The organism is Micromonospora sp. CPCC 205546 (genome assembly GCF_036902715.1).
Taxonomy (GTDB): Bacteria; Actinomycetota; Actinomycetes; order Mycobacteriales; family Micromonosporaceae; genus Micromonospora.
The window spans coordinates 37,192-59,204 of record NZ_JBAKHL010000005.1 but is presented as its reverse complement, the minus strand read 5'-3'; the positions used below and the strand labels follow the sequence as shown (position 1 = coordinate 59,204).

Here is a 22,013-nt window from a genome sequence, read left to right as displayed (position 1 = left end):
ATTTGCATGTCTTGGATGCCTTCGTGTATGAAGGCTGAAAGCACGTCGGGTGCTGGTTCCTCGGGAGGAGCGACGATGAAACTTGCCCTGCGCCGTCTGCGAACGGCGGCGGTCGCGCTCAGCGCCTGCACGCTCGGGCTGAGTCTGCTGTCGGCACCGGCCGCCCAGGCGTACGCGGTCCAACCTGTCGCACCACAGTCGGAGCGGGCACCCGAGTCGGAGCAGTTCCAGGCGGAGGGCGTCACCACGGTCGGTGAGCTGCGCACCGTCGCCGGCTCGCTCTCCTCCGCGGGTGACGCCCGGACGCAGGTCATCCGGCACCCCGGCGCGTCGTACGTCAAGGTGCACTTCAGCTCCCTGCGACTGGCCCACGGCGACTACGTCACGGTGTCGAGCCCCGACGGTCGCGAGAGCTACCGGTACGACCGTTACCTGAACCGGGCGACCGGCTCGGACTACACCACCGACGGCCAGCCGGGCTTCTGGGCGATGTCGGTGGACGGCGACACCGCGGTGGTGACGCTGCACAGCAGCCGCACCTCCCGCGGCAACGCGGTGACCATCGACCGGTTCTGGCGCGGCTACGACCGCGCGGAGATCGCGCAGCACAACTTCTCCACGCAGTCCGTCTGCAGCACCGACGCCCGCCGCGACGCGGTCTGCTACCAGAACAGCCACCCCACGGAGTACGCCCGTGGCAGGGCGGTCGCCCGGCTGCTGATCAGCGGCGGCGGGATGTGCACCACCTGGCGGGTCGGCAACACCAACCGCATGCTGACCAACAAGCACTGCTTCTCGACGCAGTCCGCCGTCAGCGGCAGCGAGATGCAGTTCAACTACCAGTGCGCCACCTGCGGCGGCTCGAACCCGGGCGCCGGCACCAAGGTCAGCGGCGCCACCCTCTACAAGGTGAGCAGCGGGGGCTCCAGCGAGCTGGACTACGCGCTGTACTCGGTGAACAACTTCACCAGCATCCAGAGCTTCGGCACGCTGTACCTCGCGACGACCGCCACCACCACCGGCACCCGGATGTACATCCCGGGGCACGGCGACGGCAGCCCGAAGCGACTGTCGATCTACGAGGACACCCAGAACGGCGCGACGTGCACCGTGAAGAACGCCAACTACAACGCCTCCAACATCAGCTACAGCTGTGACACCTCCGGCGGCAACTCCGGCTCGCCGGTGCTGAACTCCAGCCACCGGGTGATCGCCCTGCACCACCTCGGCGGCTGCCCGTCGAACCAGGGCGCGAAGGCGCACGTGATCTACAGCCAGATCGCCAGCCTGATCGACAACAACGGCTGACGACGACGGAGAACGACAGGCCACCGGGAGCGCGCGGCGCCCCCGGTGGCCCGTCGGGTCGTACGGGTGCCGGACCCCGGTCGCGCCGGTCCGGGGCGCGGCCGATCGCCGTCGTGACGACAGGAGCCGACCGGTGCCGGACGGGTCAGTCCAGGCGGACGGTGACGGTCTTGGGTCGTTGGTATTCGGCCAGGGCGATGGTGCTCAGGTCGGTGCCGTGTCCGGAGCCGCCGCGTCCACCGTGTGGGAGTTCGGCCGTCTGCTCCAGGTGGCAGTTGACCCAGACCTCGCCGGCGTTGATGGCGCCCGCGACGCGTAGCAGCCGGCCGGCGTCGCGACCCCAGACGCTCGCGGCCAGCGCGTGGGGGGTGGAGTTGGCCAGCCGGACGGCGTGGTCGAGGTCGTCGGCCGGCTGCACCGTCAGGCAGGGTCCGAACACCTCCTGGGCCACGGCCGTGTCGTCCTGGGCGTGCGTGGCGATGATCCGGCCGGGGCGCCAGAAGCCGTCGGTCTCGTGCGCCGCGATCTGCGTCGGGGCCACGACGACGGCTTCACCCTTCGACTCGTCGACGATGCGGTCGTAGCGGGCGGCCTGGTCGGCGTTGTTGAGAGGGCCGAAGTCGACCCCCGCGCGCCGCTTGCTCATGGCCGTCGCCAACCCCTGCACGACCGCGTCGTAGTGTTCGGAGAGGGCGATCACCCGGGCGGGCGCGGCGCAGCTCTGCCCGGCGTTGTACACGCACGCGTCCACGATCGCGTCGTACGAGTAGTCGGGTGCCCCCGGCAGCACCAGCACGGGACAGTTGCCGCCGAGTTCGAGGCTGGTGCGGCGCAAACCGGCGGAGGTGGCCACCTCCAGCCCGGCCGCGGCGCTGCCGGTGAAGGCGATCATGTCGACCTCGCTGGCGACCAACGCCCGACCGGTCGCGCGATCGCCGGGGACCACCGTGAGCACACCGGGGCCAAGGATCGCCTCGGCCGACTCCTGCAGCAGCACGGCACTGTCCGGCGTCGTCTCCGCGGGCTTCAGCAAGACCGCGTTGCCGGCGGCCAACGCCGGCGCGATCCGCCACGCCGCCATCAACAGCGGATAGTTCCACGGCACGATGCAGGCGACCACGCCCATCGGCTCCCAACGCACCCAGCTCTCGCGCTCCGGGAGCAGACGCCCGGACGCCGGCGCGATCCCCGCCCGAGCCGCCCCGGCGTAGAACCGGATCACGTCCGCCGCCGTACGCACCTCACCGGTCGCCTCCGCCACCGGCTTGCCGGTGCCGGCGATCTCGGCCGCGACGAACCGTTCGACGTCCGACTCGATGAGAGCCGCGAGCGCGAACAGGCGCGCCGCACGATCCGCCGGCGTACGCGCACCCCAGTCGCGCTGCGCCGCCCGAGCCGTCTGCACCTGCTGCGCGATGTCCGCCGCGGGGGCCGCGGTGAGGGTGCCGCGCACGCGCCCCGTGCGGGGATCGACCAGGCTGACGTCGACTGCGGCCGACGAGGTGACTGTCATGGGGCCCCGCTCTCTGTGCCAGATCCAAACGGACAACAGGCTGGCACTTTACAGTCGCTCGACGACGACTGGAAGGCCGCTGGCACCGCCCGCTGCCTGCTGTCCGCTGCCGGGTGGGGTCGCCGGTCGCTTGAAAGTGACCCCTGAGACGCCCGAACGCCTCGACCACGTTCACCGCCACCGCCACTGGCAACGGCGCCACCCCACCCAGCAACGTCACCTGCACCAGCCCCTGAGCGTGACAGAAACCGGGCCCGGAGCCAGTTGGCTCCGGGCCCGCGGGTGACTGAGGTCAGCTCGCCGCCGACCGGCCCGCGACGGCTTGGAGACCTGAAACCGTATGGCGGTGCCGGTGCGGATCCGGGAGGCCACGCTCAGGACGAGGGTGCCGCCACGATCTGCCCGAGGGCGGCCCGGACGCCGTCGGCACGGATCAGCCGCAGGGCCTCGGTGTAGGCCTCGACGAACCGGGCGGACTGCGCGAGGGTGCCGAACAGCGACCGCTCCTCGATGAACACGGTCGGGTTGTCCCCGTTGTGGCGTGCCGCCGCCATGAGACGGTCCCGGCGCGGATCCACCACCTCGATGGGCCGGCCCTGCTCGTCGACGCCCTCGGCGTACCGGGCCCAGGCCGCCACGACCGCGGCGCAGATGCCCACCGGTCCGCCGCTGTTCAGCTGCGCCGTGACCACGGGCAGCAGGAACTTCGGGATGCGGTCCGAGGTGTCGGCGCAGATGCGGGTCAGCGGGTCGCTCATCTCCGGGTTCGAGAAGCGCTCGATCACGGTGCGGCCGTAGGCCCGGAAGTCGACCCCGGCGATGGGCGTGAGCGTCGGCGCCGCCTCCTCGTCGATGTACCGCAGCAGCATCGCTCGGACGTCCGGATCCGTGATGGCCTCGTGCACATACTGGTGCCCGAGCAGGAAACCGAAGTAGCACAACGCCTGGTGGGTGCCGTTGGCCAGCCGCAGCTTCATCAGTTCGTAGGGTTCGACGTCCGCCACGATGTCCACGCCGACGTCCTCCAGTGGAGGACGGCCGGCGACGAACGTGTCCTCCAGCACCCACTGGTGGAACGGCTCACAGGTGACCGGCCACCGGTCCCGGTAGCCGTAGGTCCGCTCCAGGTAGGCGCGGTCGACGTCCAGGGTCGCCGGCGTCACCCGGTCGACCATCGAGTTCGGGAAGGAGAGCTCCTGCTCCATCCAGCGGGCCAGCTCGGGGTCCTTCATCCGGGCGAAGCCGAGGAACGCGGTGCGGGACACGGCACCGTTCTCCTGGATGTTGTCGCAGGACATGATGGTCAGTCCGCCCACACCGCGGTCGCGCCGCAGGCGCATCGCCTGGAGCACCAACCCGAAGGGCGTCGCGTTCGGCACCTCGGCGCGCAGATCCGATTGGATCTCCGCGGATTCCCCGGTGAACTCGCCGGTCACCTGGTCGATGCCGTAACCGCCCTCGGTGATGGTCAGCGACACCACGCGGGTTGCCGGGTCGGCGATCCGCTGCGCGACGCCGGCCGGGTCCTCCGGGGCGTACCGGACGTCGAGGAGCGAGCCGATCACGCGGTTGCGCCGGTTGCCGTCGGGTTCCTTCACCGTCAGCGTGTAGAGATGGTCCTGGGCGGCGAGCCGGTCCCGGCCACCTTCGTCGGCGGGCCGGACGCCCACGCCGTGGATCGCCCAGTCCGTGGCCTGCCCGCGGCGCATCAGCTGGTCCAGGTACATCGCCTGGTGCGAGCGGTGGAAGTGCCCCACACCGAAGTGCACTATCCCGCCGCGCAGCGCCGTCCGGTCGTACCGGGGCGCGTCCACCTCGGCGGGCAGCGCGGCGAGGGTGGCGTTGCTCAGTTGCTTCATCGCTCTTCCCGTTCTGTGAGCCGCAGGGCGGCCAGGTTTCCGCCGGAGATCCGGCAGACGTCGGCCGCGAGGTCCATCGCCTCGCGGGCCAGGTCGCTCCACTGGGATGTGTCCAGGTCGATCCCGTACTCGGCGAATCCGCAGACCAGTCGGGCGAGCGTCGCGTCTCCCGCGCCCATCGTGTCGACGATCGGCCCGGGCCGTACCGGCACCGGCGCGGTCGCGACCACACCGTCAGCGGTGTGCACGGACACTCCATCGGCGGCCCTGGTCAACACGACCGCCCGCACGCCCGAGCGCAGCAGGTCGGCCACGAACTCCGAAGGATCACCGACGTCCAGGCCGGCGATGTCCTGCAAGCTCAGTTTGACCACGTCGGCGACGTCGGCGAGCTGGCGGAATCCCGACCGGTACGCCGGCACGTCCCGGACCAGTGAGGGCCGCACGTTGGGGTCGACCACGAAGGTCCGTCCGGCTCGGCGGACGACCTCGACGAGCGCCGCCACCTGGTCGGGGTCGTGCATCGGGAACGAGTTGACCACCACGATGGAGCCGGCGGCGATGGCCGCGACGTCCCCCGGGGTGTACGAGTAGCGCCGTTCGTGGATCGCGGCGGAGAACTCGTAGACCGGCTCGCCGGCCACCCGTCGGGAGATCGCCGTCCCGGTCGGCAGCGAGCAGGCGAGCGGTACCAGGGTGACGCCCGCGTCGGCGATCGCGTTCCGTAGCCACCCGCCGAGGTGATCGGCGGAGACCGGCGCCGCCAGCACCGCCGCCGTCCCGAGCCGCCGTACGCCGACGGCGAGGTTGAGCCCGGCACCGCCCGGATGACGGGTGCGGGTCCCGTCCTCGTACTCGATGATGTCGACCAACGCGTCGCTCACCACGACCACGCCGGGGGCCGGCGACCCGGGCCCTACTGGCGCCGTCATTGCAGGTTGGTGTGGTTGTAGCTCATCGTGGCGTCCGGGTCGGGCAGCGTTCGCATCAGCTCCAGCACGACGGAGTCGAGCAGGATCAGCGCCGACTGCTCGAAGAGCGTCCCGCCGAACTGCTGGCTGGTGGCCGCGGGGAGCACGATCGAGGAGTCCGCCAGGTCCCGCAGCGGGCTCTCCCGCTGGTGGGTGACGAGCAGTACCCGCGCGCCCTGCGACGTGGCGATCCGCGCGAAGCCGACGCTGACCGGTGTACGCCCGCTGCCCGACACGATCACCAACGTGTCGCCGGAGCGCACCGACGGTGCGGTGGCCTCACCGACGAAGTGCGCCGCCAGACCGAGGTGCATGAAACGCATCGCCGCCATCTGCGCGGCGAGCCCGGATCGGCCCTGCCCGGAGAGGAACAGCCGACCGCTCGTCACCTGGTCGAAGCCGGCGACGAACCGGTCGTACTCGTCGGCCGGCAGCCCGGAGAGGACCGACCTCAGTTCGGTGCCGCTCAGATGCCAGGAGTCGACGCGTCGACCTGGGTCCTGATCCATGCCGCTTCTCCTTCCGGGTCGGTGGCCTCGGTGACGCCGGAGCCGATCACCACGATCTCGGGGGCCACCTCGAGGGCGCGGGCCAGGTTGGCGCGTCGGATCCCGCCGGCCAGGGAGACCCGGAATCCGCGCTGCCGCCGCTGGGCCACCCGGTCGATGTGGTCCTCGGTCCCGACGCCGGCCCGCCTGGCGTCCGACGGGGCGTGCAGGGCCAGCCAGACGTCCTGCGGCGGGCGACCGTCCAGCAACGGTTCGACGTCCAGGTCGCCGTCGAGGATGGTGTCCAGCACCACCTCGCCCCCGTACCGCTGGGCGACCTCGTCGGCGTTTCGGCGGGTGGCGAGCGAGGCGTGCGCGAGCACCGTCATCATGGCGGCCCCGGCGGCGAAGATCATCTCGGCCTCGAACGCCCCGCCGTCCGCCGTCTTGGTGTCGGCGAGCACCGGTTTGCCGCCACCGAGTTCCCGTACGGTGCTGATGGCGGCGAGCCCGAAGCGCTTGAGCACGGGCGTGCCGACCTCGATGACGTCGAAATATTGACCGACGCGCGGGATGAGTGCGAGGTGCTCCGGTGCGTCGATGGCGAGTTGCAGTCTTACGGTCATGTCTTGGGCCCCGTCCCGGTGGCTTGCAGGCCGGTGATCACCTTCAGCAGCGAGTCCGGGGTGAATGAGGATGTCGGCTCGTCGGCCACCACCCGGCCGAGCCGCAGCACGACGATCCGGTCGGTGACCTGGAGCACGTGCGGGAGCGTGTGGGAGATGAAGACGACGCCCAGGCCACGTTCCCGCGCCCCCGCGACCACCTTCAGCACCTCGCCCGACTGTCGCGCGCCGAGGTGGTTGGTCGGCTCGTCCAGGACGATCACCTTGCGGGCCCAGGCGACGGCGCGGCCGATGGCCACGGCCTGCCGCTGCCCACCGGAGAGCTGGTTCACGTTCCGGCGTACCCCGGTCAGGCCGATTCCGGCCCGTTCCAGTTCCTCGTGCGCGACGCGGGCCATGGCCTTGTTGTCGAGAAACCCGAGCTTGCCGAGCAGTCCCGGTCGCAGCTTCTCCCGACCGAGGAACACGTTGCCGCTGACCGTCAGGTCGGGGCAGAGGCCGGAGTCCTGGTACAACGTCTCGATGCCCGCTTCAAGCGCCTCGTGCGGCGACTTCCACGCCCGCGCCACGCCGTCGAGGTAGACGCTTCCGGAGTCCGGCTGGTGGGCGCCGGAGAGCACCTTCACCAGGGTCGACTTGCCGGCCCCGTTGTCGCCGACCAGTCCGACGATCTCACCGGCCCGGATGGAGAGGTCGACGTCGGTCAACGCTTGCACGCTGCCGTAGGACTTGGTGACCCCGCGGGCCTCGTAGATGGGCGCGTCAGCCACGGCCTGCTCCCTTCCTGGTACGAACGTTGATCTGCTGGACTCCGACCGCCACGGCGATCAGGAGGCCGATGACCACCTGCTGCCAGTTCGGCGCGACGCCGATCAGGATCAGGCCGCTCAGCACCGCGGTCGTGATGAGCGCGCCGAGCACGGTGCCGGACATCCGGCCGCTGCCGCCGACCAGGCTGGTGCCACCGATCACGGCCGCCGCGATCGCGGCCAGCTCCTGGCCCTGCCCGGAGGTGGGCGAGCCCGAACCGAGCCGGAAGTAGACGAACAGACCGGCCAGGCCGGCCATCAGCCCGGCCAGCATGTAGACCTTCAGCAGGTGCCGGTCGACGCCGATCCCGGCGCCCCGGGCGGCGAAGCCGTTGGAGCCCACCGCGTACGTCCAGCGACCGAACCGGGTGAAGCTGAGCACCAGCCAGGTGACCGCCAGGACGGCGAAGACGATGATCAGTGGGATGGTCAGCAGGTTCAGGTACTGCGTGTTGCCGAGCCGGATCACCTCGACCGGGCCGCCGGCGATCTGGACCCCACCGGTGAGCACCAGGGTCAGGCCGGCCCCGGCGCCCATGGTCGCCAGCGTGGCGATGAACGGTGCCAGCTTGGCCCGGGTGATGAGCAGTCCGTTGACCAGGCCGACCGCGAGACCGGTGGCCAGGGCCACCACTACGCCGACAGCGATCGTCGCGCCGGTGGCGGTACCGCCCTCGTTCAGGGATCTCATCGTCATGGCGGCGGCGACGCCGCTCAGCCCGAGCGTCGACCCCACCGACAAGTCGATGCCGCCGGTGATGATGACGTACGTCTGCCCCATAGCCAGCAACATGACAGGCGCCCAGTCCTGCAGGATGTTGGCGAAGGCGAACCGGGTGAAGAAGAGCGGGTTCATCGTCGTGAAGAAGACCACCATGACGACCAGCACGCCGAGCAGGATCACGTCCTGCCGCAGTAGTACCGCTTTCAGGCGCGCGCCTCGGGTCTCAGTCGCGTCCTGCTGCATCGTGTCGGCCGTCATGGCAATCCCTCCTCGTGACGATTCGCCGCTGTTACCGATTACTTGGCCGGGTACTGGTACTGCTCGGTCTCGGCCAGGTTGTCCCTGGACATCACCACGTTCGACATCACGACGTCCTTCTCGATCTTGTCGACGTTCTGGTTACGAATCGTGTCCACCAGGTTCTGCAGCGCGAGTGCGGCCTGATCGCCGGGCTTCTGAGCAACGAGGGCGCTGAAGACACCGGCCTTCAGGTCGGCCACCTGGTTCTCGTAGGCGTCGTAGCCGATGAGCTTGACCTGGCCGGACTTGCCCGCGTTGCGCAGTGCGGCGACGGTACCGGTGCCGGACGTTCCGTCCACGGCGAAGATGCCCTTGAGGTTCGGGTGCTTCAGCAGGATCGTGTTGACGGCGGAGGTCGCCCTGGCCGGCTGGCTGTTGGCGTACTCCTTGCCGACGAGCGTGATGTCCGGGTAGTTCTTCAACTCCTCGGTGAAGCCCTTCTCCCGCAGCTGGTTGGTGGTCGCCGTCGGCGAGCCAGACATCAGGAAGACCTCACCGGACTTGCCGATCTGCTCGGCCAGGGTCTTGGCCGCCTGCCGGCCACCCTCAACGTTGTCGCCGGTGATAGCCGAGGTGAGGTAACTCTGGTCGGTGACCGTGGTGTCGACGGTCACGACCGGGATCTTGGCCGACTGCGCCTTGGTGACGCTGGGCTGGAGCGCGTCCGGATCGGTGGGGACGAGGACGAGCCCGTCCACCCGCTGGGTGAGCATCGAGTCGACGAACGGGATCTGCGACTGGGGTGAGTACTCGCCCGGCGCTCCCTGCCGCAGCAGCTTGATGCCCAGCTCCTTGGCCTTCGCCTCAGCACCGATCTGCATCGCCTTGAAGAACGGGTCGGAGGCGATGCCCGGGACGAACCCGATGGTCAGCTGCTTCCCGTCGTCACCGCCGTTCGCGGTCGAGTCGTCGCCGCAGGCGGCCATCGAGAAGGCGAGGGCGCCGGCCATGGTTACGCCGATAACTGTCCGGAGGGTTCTCTTCATGCCACGTGCTCCTTTGTCGGGTTGATCTGGCCGACCGCAGGGCGTTCGGCCCCCCCCATGTCCAGGTGGGCCGTACTGCGCCGTCGGATAGCCCCCACCAGCACTTCTCTTCTGCGCAACCGCTTGCGCGCCGAGATGATGGCGGAACTCTATCCACGCGCAACCGCTTGCGCAAGGGCTTGCGCTTGGCTAGATTGAGGCTCCTCGCAGTAAGCCGGCAACCGCAGGACAGGTGGCCGCACGGGAAAGAGGCAGAGCGCGAGTGGCAACGATGGCAGAGGTGGCACGGATCGCCGGGGTATCGACGACGACCGTGTCGCACGTGCTCAACAAGACCCGCAAGGTCGCCCCGGAAACCGAGGAACTCGTCCGCAAGGCGCTGGAGTCGACCGGGTACCGGCACAATCTCGCGGCCCGAGCCCTGGCCACCCAGTCGACAGACACCATCGGGCTGGCGATGTCCGTGGTCACCAACCCGTACTTCGCCGCGCTCATCCGGGACATCGAGCGGCACCTGCGCCGGGCAGGGTACACGCTGATCCTGGCCGACACCAACGACGACCCCGAGGTCGAGTTGGACGTGATCAACCACCTGCTGGCGCGGCGGGTGAGCGGGCTCATCGTGAATCCACTCGAAGGCAACGAGGAACTTACCCAGTGCCTGCGGAAGCTGCTTGACGACGAGTTGCCGACCATCTTCCTCGACCGCCGGTCGACCCTGCCGGGCGATCAGGTGTACTCCGAGTGCGTGGACTCGATCCACCACCTCACGGCCCACCTGGCGACCCAGGGACATCACCGGATCGGCTACGTCAGCGGCGCCATGAGGGAGATGTCCGCCCAGGACCGGCTCACCGGGTACCGCAAGGCCGTAGCGGAGCTGGGGCTGGCGACCGATCAGGGCCTCGTCATCGCCGGTGAGTCCGACGAACGCGTCGCGGAGCAGCGTCTCGTCGAACATCTCGCCTCGGACGAACCCGCCACCGCCCTGGTCATCTCGAACAACCAGATGACCCTCGGGGCGATGCGAGCCATCCGCCGTGCCGGACTGAAGGTGCCCCGGGACATCGCCGTGATCTGCTACGACGACTTCGAGTGGGCCGACCTGTTCGATCCCCAGATCTCGGCGATGGCGCAGGACGCCGCCACGCTTGCGTCGAGCGCCGTCGAGCTTCTGCTCGCCCGGATCCGGCAACCGGACCGCCCGCCGCAGTCCGTGGTGGTGCCGGCCGCCTTCCGGCACCGAGACTCGTGCGGCTGCGGACGCGAGAAGTACCAGGAACACGGGAAAGCAAACAATGTCCAGGCCACCCGCTGAGGCGCTCACGCTCGCCGGACTCGCCGACCGCGCCCGGGCGTTGTCGGTGGGATCCGACCGGACGCTCATCGGGATCGTCGGACCGCCCGGTGCCGGCAAGAGCACCGTGGCGGAGGCCCTCGTACATCAGCTCGGTTCGGACGCCGTCCTGGTCCCGATGGACGGCTTCCATCTGAGCAACGAGGTCCTCGAATCGCTGGGACGCCGGGACCGCAAGGGCGCTCCGGACACCTTCGACGCGGACGGCTACGTTGCCCTCCTCCGCCGGCTGCGGGAACAGGTCGACGAGATCGTCTACGCTCCGGCGTTCCGGCGCGACATCGAGGAGCCGATCGGTTCGAGCATTCCGGTGCCCCGCGCGACACCGATCGTGGTCACCGAGGGCAACTACCTGCTGCTCGACACGCAGCCTTGGAAGCTCATCCGCGACCTTCTCGACAGCACCTGGTACCTGGAGGTGGACGAGACGGTGCGCCTCGAACGGCTCATCGCCCGCCACGTCGCCTTCGGAAAGGCCCCCGACGCGGCCCGAGCCTGGGCCGAGGGCAGCGATCAGGCCAACGCGGCCACCATTGCCGAATCGAGCCGGTACGCCGACCTGCTGCTCCGCCTCGCGCCGGCCGCCGCCTGACGAGGCGTCATCCTGCAGGGCCCAGCCGCCCACGGACCGGCTTTTGCTTGCTCGGGGGCGGTCTGCAGCGGCTGGGCCAGCGCCTCGGTGCTCAGGCACCCGCCGCCGCGCCGACGATGAACCGCCGTGGTTCACCCGTTCGGCGATCTCGCCGTTGGACAGGCCCTTGCGACCAGGGCGACGGCCTCGCGTTCGCGGGCGGTCAGCTGCGCCAGCGCGCCGGTGTCGGACCGCGGCGGTGGCTGAGCGACATACCGGGCGATGAGCTTGCGGGTGATCGCTGGTGCGAGCAGCGCGTCGCCGCGTGCGGCGACGCGGACGGAGTGCAGGAAGTCCTCCGGCTGGATGTCCTTGACGAGAAACCCAGCCGCGCCGGCTCGCAGGGCGTTGAAGACGTACTCGTCCAGGCCGTAGTTGGTCAGGATGACCACGTGCACCCCTGCCAGGGCCGGGTCGGCGGCGATGCGTCGGGTCGCCTCGATGCCGTCGACGACGGGCATCTGGATGTCGATGAGCGCGACATCGGGCAGGTGCCGCTGGGCAAGCATCACCCCGTCACGACCGTCGGCGGCCTCGGCCACCACCACGATGTCGTCCTCGGCATCGAGCAGCGCGCGGAACCCACTGCGGATCAGCGGCTGGTCGTCGACCAGCAGGACATCCCCTTCGGCGAAGACCGCGGCGCACCACCCACCACCTGGCTCGACAACAAAGGCCTCGTCGGCGGCACCGCAGCCGACCACCGGTCGCAAACCGGGGTTCGTGTGCTCCGGGTGTGGTCCTGGGCTGGGAGAACGGCGGTCCGGGGAACGTGGGTGAACGGGGGCCACTCCCTGCCACCCCAGGTGAACCCGCAGGTCGCTAGACTAGGCCCTCGCGCCCTCGTAGCTCAGGGGATAGAGCATCGGTTTCCTAACCCGACGCTCCGTTTGTGTCCGCAGGCTAATGACCTGCGGCTTTTCGTTTTCGACCTGTGCGTGCCGGTCGCTTAGCGGCCTTGCTGCGATCGTTTGCCGAAGATCAGCTGGAGCGTTATGGGTCCTGCGAGTGCAGGCTTGTCGCTGCCGCGAGCTGAGAGTGGAGCCATCCTTGGCTGCGGCGGACTTCTTGGTGCATGCATCGGTAGACCACGAGCGCAGGACGCCGTCCGGGCGGCAACTGAGCGCCGGGAGGTCAGCTGACGGAGCCGTCAGGTCGAGCGGGTTCCTCCTCGCCGAGCAGTTCACGGCGCCATTCGGCGAATCGGCTACGGAGATCGTCCAGCCCTCGGCCGGCGACGCCGTACTGGGCGAAGTCGTCAGGATCGAGCAGGGCGGCTTGTCCGAGAGCGTCGGCGAAGACGCGCCGGTCGAAACCACGGTCGGCGCTCTGCGCGAGGGCGAGGAGGGCTTCGCGGGTGTAGCGGCCGGATCGGAGCGTGGCGTCGATGTCGATGAAGTCACGAGCGAAGGCTCGCCCGTAGAGTGCGCTCATCTTGTTCGCGACCGCGTCGTCAGGGTGGAGTACCGGTCCGATCGCCATGAGGATCGGTTCGTTGGCGCGCCAGTCCACGCCGAGTTCGACCTTGGAAATCCGCACGCCGTCGGTGACAGCCAGCCGGGCGAATGTGTCGTACTGCCGCTCGGTCTCGACGGTCAGGCCGTCGTCTCGGTAGGCGTGCACGACGGCGGTGACCGCGGCGGTGAACTCCTTGCGGCGGTCCCAGGCGGTGAACAGGTCGACGTCCTCGCTGGGCCGCTCGACAAGCCCGGCGGCCTGGACCGCGTAACCGCCGGCCAGAGCGAAGCCGTATCGATCGGCGGCCCCGAGCCCGGTACGGGCGAGGCGTTCGTGGAAGGGGTCCACCGCTATGCCGCGTTGCTGCGGGTTGCGGCGAGTTCGGGAAAGGCTTCCTCCCAGCGTTGGCGGAGCTGGGGTGGCAGCCAGAGGGTGGGCCAGAGCCGCCGGAGGAGGTCGGCGTCGAGCCAGGTGTTCAGGTCCTCGACCGTACTGGCTTCGGTGAGCACCACCTTGTACATGCTGGCCATGCGTGCGGTCCGGTTCAGGTCGTACTCGGCGTGCCCGGACCAGTCGAGATGACGGGGAAGCGTCACCGTGCCTTCGGTCGGGCCGTGCAGTTCGGCAAGGGTTTCGGCCACTACGTAGGGCCTCCGGTCACCGTAGGGCCGGTAGTCCGCCGGCGGCTGGGGTGAAGTCCTGCGTCGGCTGAGGTTGGTCGCCCGCCGGACTTCCGGTCGTAGCGCCTGACGGATCGTCTCCCGGCTGTATCCGGTGACCCGCTGCAGGTCCACCGGCCGCCAGCCGGCCGCATGAAACGCCCGCAGCTGCTCGTCCCGCTCGGTCAACGCCTCCGCCCGCGTCGCCTCGTACCTGGAGACAACCGCATGCAGCTCATCCTCGGAGAACCGACCCATGCCCGTCAGCCTACTACGCTAGGCCCAGCACGCTTGGCTTCTTTACCACATCCTCGCAACCGGCGGGTAGGGCTACGGGCGGTGCACGCCCGCAAGCCCAGCCTGCTCGAGCGCCTCAACCTCGCAGGCCTCGATACCTGAACAGACCGGAGCGACCGCCGCCCACACCCACACATGTGTCTTCACCACATCGATGCTCGCGGCGGCGAACACGGCGTCGAACGACGCGGTGAACTTGGCGTCGCGGTCGCGGATCAGGAGCCGGAACCCTGTCATGCGCTCGCCGAGGTCCAGCACCTGGTTGCGGGCCTGCTGGGTGGTCCAGGCAGCGGTCGGGTGTTCGGTGACGCCGAGGATGTGTACCCGTCGGGTCGTGATCTCCATGACGAAAAGCACGTACAGTCGCCGCAACGTGACGGTATCGATGTGGAAGAAGTCGGTCGCCAGCAGCCCGGCTGCCTGAGCGCGCAGGAACGTTCGCCAACTGGTGTCGATCTCGCGCGGGGCGGGACCGGCCCTCGAGCCGACGAGGATGCGACGGATGGTGCCGGCGCCGACCCGATAGCCGAGCCCGACGAGCTCACCTTGGATGCGCCGGTGCCCCCAGCCGGGATTCTCCCTGGCCAGCCGCAGGACCAGGTCCCGCAGGTCGTCGCTGATCGGCGGGCGTCCGGGACGGTTCGGGTGCGTCCAATGCCGGCGAACCAGGCGGCGATGCCAGGCCAGCAGGGTGGCCGGGGTGACGATCCGATGTTTCCACAACTCCCGCGGCAGCGCCCGGACCAGCGCGGACAACACCGCCCGCTCCGGCCACGACAGCCGCGGCCGACCGACCTGACGCCGCAATACCGCCACCTCATGGCGCAGCACCAACAACTCGGCGACCAGCGCAGACTCGCTACCGCGTGGCCTGCGGCAACCAGCCGAACACCCGCACCGCACCCAGGTACAGCAGCCGAACCAACACGCCTGCCATCATGCGTCACTATCGCGAAACAGCAGCTCACGGACTGTGCGACGAGTTTTGGCACCGCACAAGGTACCTGGGGCGCAGGAGTGGCTGAAGCGGGCCGGCGTCCGGGCGGCGGTCCGTGCCGGCCAGGTCCGGCGTCCTTCTACGTCTACTCCCACTGAGCCTGACCATGCGGCAGATCGGCCCGCTGTTCGGGGTGTCGCACTCCGCCGCGCACCGGGTCATCGACACCGTCGGACCCCTGCTCGCCCTGGCGCCGGGCCGCCGGCGGCGGGTCGACCAGATCACCATCGTCGACGGCACCCTCATCCCGACCCGGGACCACCGCCTGGCCGCCCCGAGCAAGAACTACCGCTACAGCACGAACCTGCAGGTCGCCATCGACGCCCACACCCGCCTCGTCGTCGCCCTCGGCGATCCGCAACCCGGCAACCGCAACGACACCATCGTCTACCGCACCAGCGGCATCGACCAGAAGCTGGCCGGACGGCCGGTCATGGCCGACGGCGCCTACCGCGGCAACCCCGACGTGATCATCCCGTACCGCAAACCCGCCGACGGCAGCGAACTACCCGACTGGAAGGCCGACCTGAACAAGCAACACCGCACCGTCCGAGCGCAGGTCGAACACGTACTGGCCCGCATGAAGTGCTTTTGTCCGGTGCCGCCGCCAGCTACCAGGCCGTCGCCAGCGGATGGCAGCACCGGCAATGCCCAGTCACCCTGCCCGGCCCCGGCTCCCTGTGGTGCACCGCCCCAGATCTGGACCGCTGGCTTGCCCACCTCTGGCACGAATGGCACCATTCGGCCGACGACGCGTTTCCGTTCGAACCGGACCTGAGCTACCGGCCCAGCGACCACCTACCGTACACGTATGGCGCCGGACTGTACGCCGATCCTCGCCCCGGACGCACCGCCGTCTTCCACTACGGCCACGAACAGGGATTTTCCGCCGCCGCCCACCTCACCACCTCAGGGCGCCGCGTCATCTGCCTGTCCAACCACGCCGGGATTACCGCCGACCACGTGATCGCCACTGCCCTCGCCGACCTCACCCCCGGCCTCAGCCGACCCCGGTGAGCTTCTGTCTCGCGTCCTGCGCAGCCGTTCCGCACTCGAAGCCACATTGCTGGAAAGCATCGATACCGAAGCGCCCCACACCACACTCCTCGGAACCTACGTCTGCGACGAGGTGCCCGGCACCGTACGCCTGACCCGCAGCGCGGGCTCGCTGTACCTATGGCGTCGGGGAACCCGTGACTACACCTGTCACCTGCCGGTGCAGCAGACCCGTACGCCGCGAACGGCTATACGCTCACGCTCCCGACCCCTTCGGCGGACGAAAACAGGCCGCCGCCCGACGGCTTCATTCTCGACCTCGACCGCGCACCAGGACTGCAGTACCGACGAAGCTCTGACTAACCAACTCACCACAGGGCCACAGTCAGCCCCGGGACGCGGCTCGCATCCGCCGGGCTCAGAGAGACCATCAACACACCACCGCGATCCTGCTCATACATCCTGACCGCGACGCAAATGGATTCGACAGCCGACCGCACCTCCGATGCTTGGCACATCTGCTCCCGCTGACGCGGCAGATCGGTCAGGAGCGCAACACTGTGCATGTATGCCGCAGCCAGTCACGTCGTCGCCGATTGGAGACTGTTCCACGTGTCGAACATCGAGGAGATCAACGCTGAGTTGGGTGCCCTGACAGCCGGCGCCGACAGGGCCCGCGGCCTCACTGCTGCGGCCGGTAACCAGGCGCAGGAGGTCGGTGTTCGTGCTGCGGGCGCTGGCTTCGCGGCGGTGGCCGTTGGAATGGTCCGGGTCCGCGACGCGATCGCGGAGATCCAGGCTGGTCTGGGCCGTCTATCCACGTCGGTCGGGGAGGCGGCGCAGGCTGCTGCGGCGGTGCCTCGTCAAGGCACGCCGCAGGAGACGATCGCCGGGCTGGCACCGGTGGGGAGTGCTCTGGACAGCGCCCGCGATGCGGGGACAGGTGTGATCGGTCAGGTCGGTGAGGCGCAGCAGCTCGTCACGGCCGTCTTGCACGGTGGGGAGCCAGGTCCCCTGTTGCAGGCTCTGGAGGGCGCCAAGCAGGTCGTGGTGCTGATCGTTCAACGTACCGGCTCCACCCGACAGGTCATCGAGGCGGCGGCCGCCGAAGCCCGGCGGCTGGGGTCGTCGGGAAACTGACCGGGGCTGGCGGTCCCACGCCGGCCAGCCCTACCTCCGACGCTGCCGACGGCCCGACTACGACAGCACCCACCGCGGGTGACCCCGACTTCCCTGGATCGGGCCCCACCCCGTGGAGCAGGCTGCCCACCGGCGTTCCCGGCGGCTCGCCGACCGGACCACGGACCAGGATCCCGCCGCAGCAGGACGACGCGGTACGGCGCTCGCTCGAGTTGGAGAACGAGTGCGCCGACACTCTCGCCCACGACGGCTACCGCGTGCACCAGAACCCGACGCGGCGGGAAATCGCCGACGCGCGCCAGGGCACCGGCGACGTGGGAAATCCCGACAAGGAGCCGGACTACCTCATCGAGGGCCACGTCTTCGACTGCTACTCGCCCACCCCCGGCAAAGCGGTCCGCGGGGTATGGACGGAAGTATCGGAGAAGGTGGCCAGGCAGCAGACCCAACGGGTGGTGTTGAACCTGCACGACTGGCGTGGCGACATCACCGCCCTACAGAAGCAGTTCGACAACTGGCCGATCCCGCACCTCAAGGAACTGGCAGCGGTGACCCGAAGCGGTGCGATCATTCAGATCATCCGACGAGACTGAGAAAGCAGGCAGACGTGGGCATCGAGTACCGACTGACACTGGCCGGCGACATCCCGCTGGAGCACCTCGCTCCCCTCGTCGCCCCGCACGGCGTCGAGGAGTCGACACTGCCCGGCTACCCCCGGCTCCTCACCGCCGACCTCGCAGAAGAGCTCGGCTACACCATCACCATCTCCGGCGGCAAGCACGGCTACTTCGATGCCGAAGACGATGACGGAACCCAATGGGAGTGGGAACCCGACACGTATGCAAACGTCGTCTTCCATCTGCGCAAGAACGACCCACCCGAGGACGTGGTCCCCAACATGGTGTCGGCCGTCGCCCGTGTCCTCGACAGCGGACAGGAAGACGCCGCACTCGTACTCAACGGCAACTGGCTCCTGCTGACGCGAGCCGCAGGAGAACTACACGAACACCGGCCATCGTGGTGGGACACGTACCGCGTTAGCGGAATGATCATGCGGTAGGCCGGTTCCACACCGCAGGAAAGTCCGCTGTGACCGCAAGAACCGGCCGGCTCTCACCCAAACTCCGGCAGCAACCCATCTCGCTGAGGACACCCAAGTACTTCACCAGATCGTTGTGAGCATCCTGAGCGCCAACACGTGCCCATGGGTAGCTGGAGCGATCCGGCATGAGCCAGCGGGACCGGCTGAGGCTCCACAGCCATTCCTGCGGAGGGAAGCTGCGCAGCTGACAGCCGCGGTCGAAGCCCGTTCGGCCTGGCTCGCCGCCACCTCGACGCGCTACAGCAGCGGCGATTTCGTGGACGCGACTGTCGCCGACACGCGACTTGGCTCGTGGGATCTCTCGGGCGAGGCAGCGCCGACCTACAGCAACATCGACCTCGTCGTGGCCGCCCGAATGTCCGACCTGCCGCTCGCGTCCGCGATCAGGGCCTTCAACGGGCTCAGGAATCGGAATGCCTGTCCTGCGGCGTGCCGGGCCTCGCTGGTTCGTCAAGGGGGCCACAACTACCACCGCCGCGGCTGTACGCCTCGATGCTCACGACCAGATCACGGTGTGCGCGCCGCACGGCCTCGACGACCTGCTCGACGGGGTGTGGCGCCGCAACCCGACCAGGGTCAGCCCCCGGAGACGTCCCGGCAACGACTCGCCCGACACCGCCTCGCCGAACGCTGGCCCGGCGTCGGCGTCGAGACATGAGCTAGCGCTCGAAGCCCGTGGAGGGACGCCGCTCACGCGCGCTCCTGTCGGCCGGCGACTCCCCGGTCGGTGGATCGGGCGGCACCCATGATCTTGCGTGATGTGCGCGGTGTGTGCTCTCCAGCGGATGCCAACCCGGGTGAACCGGTGCCAACGCGGGTCACTGCGGCGACCGCTGGTCGCAACCCGGGGTTCGTGTGCTCGGGCTGTGCTCCTGGGCTGGGCGAACGGGGGTCCGGGTGACGCGGGTGAACGTGGGCGACTCCCTGCCACCCCAGGTGAACGCCCGGGTCGCTAGACTAGGCCCTCGCGCCCTCGTAGCTCAGGGGATAGAGCATCGGTTTCCTAAGACGACGCTCTATCTGTACCCAGAGGCTCACTACCTGCGGGTTCCTATTCCGTCTTCACGTTACCGGGTCGCACACGCGCATTGCTGTGCTCGCTTGCCGAAGATCAGCAGAACAAGCGTAAGTCCTGCTCAGGACATGCTTCAGTCGGTCCAACGCGTCCTTGCCGAGATCCGGCGAAGCTGCCGCGCCGCGTCAGCCTACGGTGCCGCAAGAGCGTGGGCCAGCAGCGCGGCGAGTTTGGCTGCGCGTGCCGGGTGGTGATGACCGACCCAGAGAACTCGTCCGATGAGGTATTGGGCGAAGTCGGGGTGGCCCGTCCGGTTCTGCATGGCGAGGCCGGTGCGGGCGGCGTTGTGGAGGATGGCGCGGAGCTGGTCGTATTCGTCGCGTGGTGTGGCGGGGTGTTGGTTGACGACGAGTCCGGCGAGGAGTTGCCGGTCGGCGCGCCCGCGGATGCGGGTCTTGGCTGGGTGGGCTTGGAAGCCCTCGTCGCGGGCGATGTCGGTGACGGCGGTGATCAGGTCGTGGATTCGGCGGGTGGTGAGGTTGCCGGAGAAGGCGAGGTCGTCGGCGTACCGGGTGTAGGTGATCTCGAAGGCGTCGGCGAGGCCGGTGAGGCGTCGGTCGAGCCGGTAGGCGCACAGGTTGGCCAGTGCGGGTGAGGTGGGCGCTCCCTGGGGGAGGTGGCTGGTGCGCAGCGCCGCGAGCCGTGCCGACCGGTGCTGCAGGTCGTGAGGTGCCTGGCGGAGGACGGGGTGTGGGGTGCGGGTGGTGCAGAGTCCGGTGAGGGTGTGGGCGACGGGTTCGGGGTAGCCGGCGGTGCGGAACAGTCCGTAGACGCGGGTGGCGGGGATATGGGTGAAGAAGGCGAGCAGGTCGATCCGGACGACGACCGGCTGCGCGGTGTGGGCGGCGGCGAAGGTGTGCGCGGAGCGGCCGGGTACGAAGCCGTGCGCGGCGGTGTGGACCGGGATGGGGCCGAGTATTTCGGCGAGGAGCCGGCGTTGCAGGGCGCGGAGCCGTGATTTGGGCGCCTCGATCAGCCGGCCGCCCCCGGTCCACCGGTAGTGGTAGTGGTGCAGCCGGTGAGCGGTGGCGCGCCGGTTCATGGCGCGTCGGTCGGCGTACCAGTCGAGGTGCTCGATGCTCAGGTCGAGCATCGCGGCCAGGCCGCCGACGGTGTCGATGACGGGGGTGCGCCAGGGACGGCGGACGGTGCGGGTCGGTGCCACGGGCCGCGCGCGGATGACAATCGGCCGGTCGTGCTGGCGGGCGGCGACGACTGCTGCGTGTAGCGGGTCGAGGGTGGTCAGGAAGTCGGCCAGTTCGCGTGGCCGGTCGGTAGGTGGGTGGGGGTAGGCGACCAGAACGGCGTCGGTGACCGGCCACAGCCATCGGCGTCGGACGCCGAGGACGAGGCCGCCGCGGTCGACGAGATCGGCGCGGCGCCAGTCGTCGCCGGCGAGGAACGCGTCGGCGAGCGCGGTGGCGAGGGCGTGGATGGTGGTCACGGCCAAGCCGGGATGGATGGCGGCGTGTCCCGACGATGCCCGGTCGTGCGGGTGCACAGGCTCGCGGAGCGTGCCGACGCACCTGTGGTGTAGTGCCGAGGTGAGTGTGACGTCCCCGGGGTTGCCCCGGAGAGACCGTGACCGCGCCCCGCCTGGGGGAGCGGCCTGGTCAGCTCGGGACACGCTGCCATCCGTGCAGCGTAGCTGTCGTTGCCGCCGGCGTTGCTTATGCCCCAAAGGCCCGCCGCCCCGAACTCTCCGTCCTCCCTGACCGGCAGTCTTCGGAACAGCGGTGGCGATGTCGTCACAGATCAGCAGGTTGCGCAGCTCGGGAACCTGCACCCGGCGGCTTTCAGCGTGCCGCCGACATCCTGCTGAAGCCTCCCGCCGAGCCCGCCTTATTGCAGGTGGAACCTCTCGTTCACGGCGAGGGCCGCGAGCTGCTGCACGGAGAACGGCAGCGTGGTCAGGCCCGGCCGTTCGTCATCGAGGTTCGCGCCCTGTGCGACGAATACCACCACGCCGTCCGGGTGCCGGTAGGCCGCCCACTGGTCGAACCGGTCGTCGCGGCCGGGTCGGATTACCACGCCGACCTGCGCCGCTGCCACGGTCTCCACCTGGCACTCACCCTGCATGCCCCAGAACTGGCGGGCTAGCGCGCACGGCTCGGCCGGTAGCTGATTGCCCGCGGTGTGCACCTCGACGAGCAAAGGCCCCATCCGCTCACCCTTGGCCAGTGCGGCCGAGGACATGTAACCCCACACGTCGACACCGTTGACCTTGTCCTCGAACTGCGCCTGGTGCGTCCGCAGCGGCATCTGGTCAGCGGGCTGGTTCGCCGGGTTCTCCGGCGCGGTGTAACCGGCGGGCACGACGGAGATGATCTCGTCGAGTAGCCGGATTCCCTGGTCGTATCTGGAGCCTGCTCGCGCGGTGCGGTCCTCCTGCGGGTGGCCGTCCGGTCCGGTCGGCCACGGCTGGGCGGTGTCCTTCGATGACGGAGGCGGGGCGGCCTGCGGCGCCGGACCCGCCGGGCTGTGGCCGCCGGCATCGGGGGTGAACATCGTTGCGGCGCCAGCGACCGCCAGAATCGTCGCCACCGATCCGGCGCAGGCCCACAGGGTTCGGCGGCGGCTGCGTGCGCGTCGGGCGGCGCGCAGCGTGGCGGTCGTAGCCATCGGTGGCGGCGGGGTGCTGGTCGCCATCTCGCTACGTAGCGTCTCGCGCAGGTCGTCCTCGTTCATCGTCTTCCCTTCTCGATCCCGCTGTGGGT

At 69.4% G+C, this 22,013-nt stretch carries 20 protein-coding genes and 2 pseudogenes; 8 read left to right on the top strand and 14 right to left on the bottom strand.

All coding sequences use genetic code 11. The annotated features are described in order from the left end of the window. Positions 1-75 precede the first annotated feature (75 nt). Entirely contained in the window at positions 76-1,308 is a 1,233-nt protein-coding gene (locus V6U77_RS04055; protein WP_334604808.1) for a trypsin-like serine peptidase, read from the top strand. A gap of 145 nt (positions 1,309-1,453) precedes the next feature. Here the strand turns inward: V6U77_RS04055 and V6U77_RS04050 are convergent, their stop codons facing one another. The 8 genes and pseudogenes from V6U77_RS04050 to V6U77_RS04015 all read right to left on the bottom strand — a co-directional run bounded on the left by V6U77_RS04050 (position 1,454) and on the right by V6U77_RS04015 (position 9,584). After that, positions 1,454-2,821 carry an aldehyde dehydrogenase family protein gene (locus tag V6U77_RS04050; RefSeq protein ID WP_334604806.1) on the bottom strand — a complete coding sequence of 456 codons (1,368 nt, stop codon included), beginning with the start codon at positions 2,819-2,821 and terminating at the stop codon, positions 1,454-1,456. 374 nt (positions 2,822-3,195) lie between these two features. Next, entirely contained in the window at positions 3,196-4,680 is a 1,485-nt protein-coding gene (locus tag V6U77_RS04045; protein ID WP_334604805.1) for a mannitol dehydrogenase family protein, read from the bottom strand. Next, the gene (locus V6U77_RS04040; RefSeq protein WP_334604804.1) at positions 4,677-5,612 is read right to left on the bottom strand and encodes a PfkB family carbohydrate kinase; all 936 of its coding nucleotides are present in this window, start codon (positions 5,610-5,612) and stop codon (positions 4,677-4,679) included. The genes V6U77_RS04045 and V6U77_RS04040 overlap by 4 nt, the downstream gene beginning before the upstream one ends. Further along, entirely contained in the window at positions 5,609-6,160 is a 552-nt protein-coding gene (locus V6U77_RS04035) for an SIS domain-containing protein (protein WP_334604803.1), read from the bottom strand. The genes V6U77_RS04040 and V6U77_RS04035 overlap by 4 nt, the downstream gene beginning before the upstream one ends. Continuing rightward, positions 6,118-6,765 (bottom strand): orotidine 5'-phosphate decarboxylase / HUMPS family protein, encoded by a 648-nt coding sequence (locus V6U77_RS04030; RefSeq protein WP_334604802.1) that lies wholly within the window; start codon positions 6,763-6,765, stop codon positions 6,118-6,120. The genes V6U77_RS04035 and V6U77_RS04030 overlap by 43 nt, the downstream gene beginning before the upstream one ends. Next, positions 6,762-7,484: pseudogene (locus V6U77_RS04025) on the bottom strand (ATP-binding cassette domain-containing protein); the annotation flags it as partial. The gene V6U77_RS04030 and the pseudogene V6U77_RS04025, both read right to left, overlap by 4 nt. A 43-nt stretch (positions 7,485-7,527) precedes the next feature. Then, positions 7,528-8,556, bottom strand: coding sequence for an ABC transporter permease (locus V6U77_RS04020; protein ID WP_334604799.1), 1,029 nt, complete (start codon positions 8,554-8,556; stop codon positions 7,528-7,530). 38 nt (positions 8,557-8,594) lie between these two features. Then, positions 8,595-9,584 carry an ABC transporter substrate-binding protein gene (locus V6U77_RS04015; RefSeq protein ID WP_334604798.1) on the bottom strand — a complete coding sequence of 330 codons (990 nt, stop codon included), beginning with the start codon at positions 9,582-9,584 and terminating at the stop codon, positions 8,595-8,597. Between the two features lie 271 nt (positions 9,585-9,855). Between V6U77_RS04015 and V6U77_RS04010 the strand changes: the two genes are divergently transcribed. Beyond that, positions 9,856-10,902: a LacI family DNA-binding transcriptional regulator gene (locus V6U77_RS04010; RefSeq protein WP_334604958.1), complete on the top strand. Its 1,047-nt coding sequence runs from the start codon at positions 9,856-9,858 to the stop codon at positions 10,900-10,902. Then, positions 10,883-11,533 carry a nucleoside/nucleotide kinase family protein gene (locus V6U77_RS04005; RefSeq protein ID WP_334604797.1) on the top strand — a complete coding sequence of 217 codons (651 nt, stop codon included), beginning with the start codon at positions 10,883-10,885 and terminating at the stop codon, positions 11,531-11,533. Before V6U77_RS04010 ends, V6U77_RS04005 begins: the two co-directional genes overlap by 20 nt. 131 nt (positions 11,534-11,664) lie before the next feature. On the opposite strand, the gene V6U77_RS04000 is transcribed toward V6U77_RS04005, so the two are convergent. The 4 genes from V6U77_RS04000 to V6U77_RS03985 all read right to left on the bottom strand — a co-directional run bounded on the left by V6U77_RS04000 (position 11,665) and on the right by V6U77_RS03985 (position 14,817). After that, a complete protein-coding gene (locus V6U77_RS04000; protein ID WP_334604957.1) occupies positions 11,665-12,276 on the bottom strand; it encodes a response regulator in 612 nt (203 codons plus the stop codon). 430 nt (positions 12,277-12,706) lie between these two features. After that, positions 12,707-13,378, bottom strand: coding sequence for a nucleotidyl transferase AbiEii/AbiGii toxin family protein (locus V6U77_RS03995; protein WP_334604796.1), 672 nt, complete (start codon positions 13,376-13,378; stop codon positions 12,707-12,709). A 2-nt stretch (positions 13,379-13,380) separates the two neighbouring features. Then, a complete protein-coding gene (locus V6U77_RS03990) occupies positions 13,381-13,947 on the bottom strand; it encodes a hypothetical protein (RefSeq protein ID WP_089002229.1) in 567 nt (188 codons plus the stop codon). A 72-nt stretch (positions 13,948-14,019) separates the two neighbouring features. Further along, complete coding sequence (locus V6U77_RS03985) at positions 14,020-14,817, bottom strand: helix-turn-helix domain-containing protein (protein WP_334604795.1); 798 nt, start codon at positions 14,815-14,817, stop codon at positions 14,020-14,022. A gap of 263 nt (positions 14,818-15,080) precedes the next feature. Between V6U77_RS03985 and V6U77_RS03980 the strand changes: the two are divergent. The 5 genes and pseudogenes from V6U77_RS03980 to V6U77_RS30000 form a co-directional block, all read left to right on the top strand. Further along, positions 15,081-15,569: pseudogene (locus V6U77_RS03980) on the top strand (transposase family protein); the annotation flags it as partial. 1,022 nt (positions 15,570-16,591) lie between these two features. Next, entirely contained in the window at positions 16,592-17,119 is a 528-nt protein-coding gene (locus tag V6U77_RS03975) for a DUF6244 family protein (RefSeq protein WP_334604793.1), read from the top strand. A 170-nt stretch (positions 17,120-17,289) separates the two neighbouring features. Then, positions 17,290-17,712, top strand: a complete 423-nt coding sequence (locus V6U77_RS03970) for a hypothetical protein (RefSeq protein ID WP_334604956.1) — start codon at positions 17,290-17,292, stop codon at positions 17,710-17,712. Between the two features lie 14 nt (positions 17,713-17,726). Further along, positions 17,727-18,179: a SitI3 family protein gene (locus tag V6U77_RS03965; RefSeq protein WP_334604792.1), complete on the top strand. Its 453-nt coding sequence runs from the start codon at positions 17,727-17,729 to the stop codon at positions 18,177-18,179. A gap of 455 nt (positions 18,180-18,634) precedes the next feature. Further along, a complete protein-coding gene (locus V6U77_RS30000) occupies positions 18,635-18,970 on the top strand; it encodes a nucleotidyltransferase family protein (RefSeq protein WP_442934369.1) in 336 nt (111 codons plus the stop codon). A 456-nt stretch (positions 18,971-19,426) separates the two neighbouring features. Here V6U77_RS30000 and V6U77_RS03960 read toward each other — a convergent pair whose 3' ends face one another. Both V6U77_RS03960 and V6U77_RS03955 read right to left on the bottom strand, forming a co-directional pair. After that, entirely contained in the window at positions 19,427-20,740 is a 1,314-nt protein-coding gene (locus V6U77_RS03960) for a reverse transcriptase family protein (RefSeq protein ID WP_334604955.1), read from the bottom strand. A 398-nt stretch (positions 20,741-21,138) separates the two neighbouring features. After that, on the bottom strand, positions 21,139-21,984 hold the full coding sequence (locus V6U77_RS03955; RefSeq protein WP_334604791.1) for a hypothetical protein: 846 nt from the start codon (positions 21,982-21,984) through the stop codon (positions 21,139-21,141). Between the last annotated feature and the right edge of the window lie 29 nt (positions 21,985-22,013).

Bases quoted from the DNA above. Each gene is read 5' to 3' on its own strand.
- V6U77_RS04020 (WP_334604799.1), bottom strand. From the start codon at position 8,556: ATGACGGCCGACACGATGCAGCAGGACGCGACTGAGACCCGAGGCGCG.
- V6U77_RS04050 (WP_334604806.1), bottom strand. From the start codon at position 2,821: ATGACAGTCACCTCGTCGGCCGCAGTCGACGTCAGCCTGGTCGATCCC.
- V6U77_RS04015 (WP_334604798.1), bottom strand. From the start codon at position 9,584: ATGAAGAGAACCCTCCGGACAGTTATCGGCGTAACCATGGCCGGCGCC.
- V6U77_RS04005 (WP_334604797.1), top strand. From the start codon at position 10,883: ATGTCCAGGCCACCCGCTGAGGCGCTCACGCTCGCCGGACTCGCCGAC.
- V6U77_RS03955 (WP_334604791.1), bottom strand. From the start codon at position 21,984: ATGAACGAGGACGACCTGCGCGAGACGCTACGTAGCGAGATGGCGACC.
- V6U77_RS04040 (WP_334604804.1), bottom strand. From the start codon at position 5,612: ATGACGGCGCCAGTAGGGCCCGGGTCGCCGGCCCCCGGCGTGGTCGTG.
- V6U77_RS04010 (WP_334604958.1), top strand. From the start codon at position 9,856: ATGGCAGAGGTGGCACGGATCGCCGGGGTATCGACGACGACCGTGTCG.
- V6U77_RS04045 (WP_334604805.1), bottom strand. From the start codon at position 4,680: ATGAAGCAACTGAGCAACGCCACCCTCGCCGCGCTGCCCGCCGAGGTG.
- V6U77_RS04055 (WP_334604808.1), top strand. From the start codon at position 76: ATGAAACTTGCCCTGCGCCGTCTGCGAACGGCGGCGGTCGCGCTCAGC.
- V6U77_RS04035 (WP_334604803.1), bottom strand. From the start codon at position 6,160: ATGGATCAGGACCCAGGTCGACGCGTCGACTCCTGGCATCTGAGCGGC.
- V6U77_RS30000 (WP_442934369.1), top strand. From the start codon at position 18,635: ATGCCTGTCCTGCGGCGTGCCGGGCCTCGCTGGTTCGTCAAGGGGGCC.
- V6U77_RS04030 (WP_334604802.1), bottom strand. From the start codon at position 6,765: ATGACCGTAAGACTGCAACTCGCCATCGACGCACCGGAGCACCTCGCA.
- V6U77_RS03990 (WP_089002229.1), bottom strand. From the start codon at position 13,947: ATGGGTCGGTTCTCCGAGGATGAGCTGCATGCGGTTGTCTCCAGGTAC.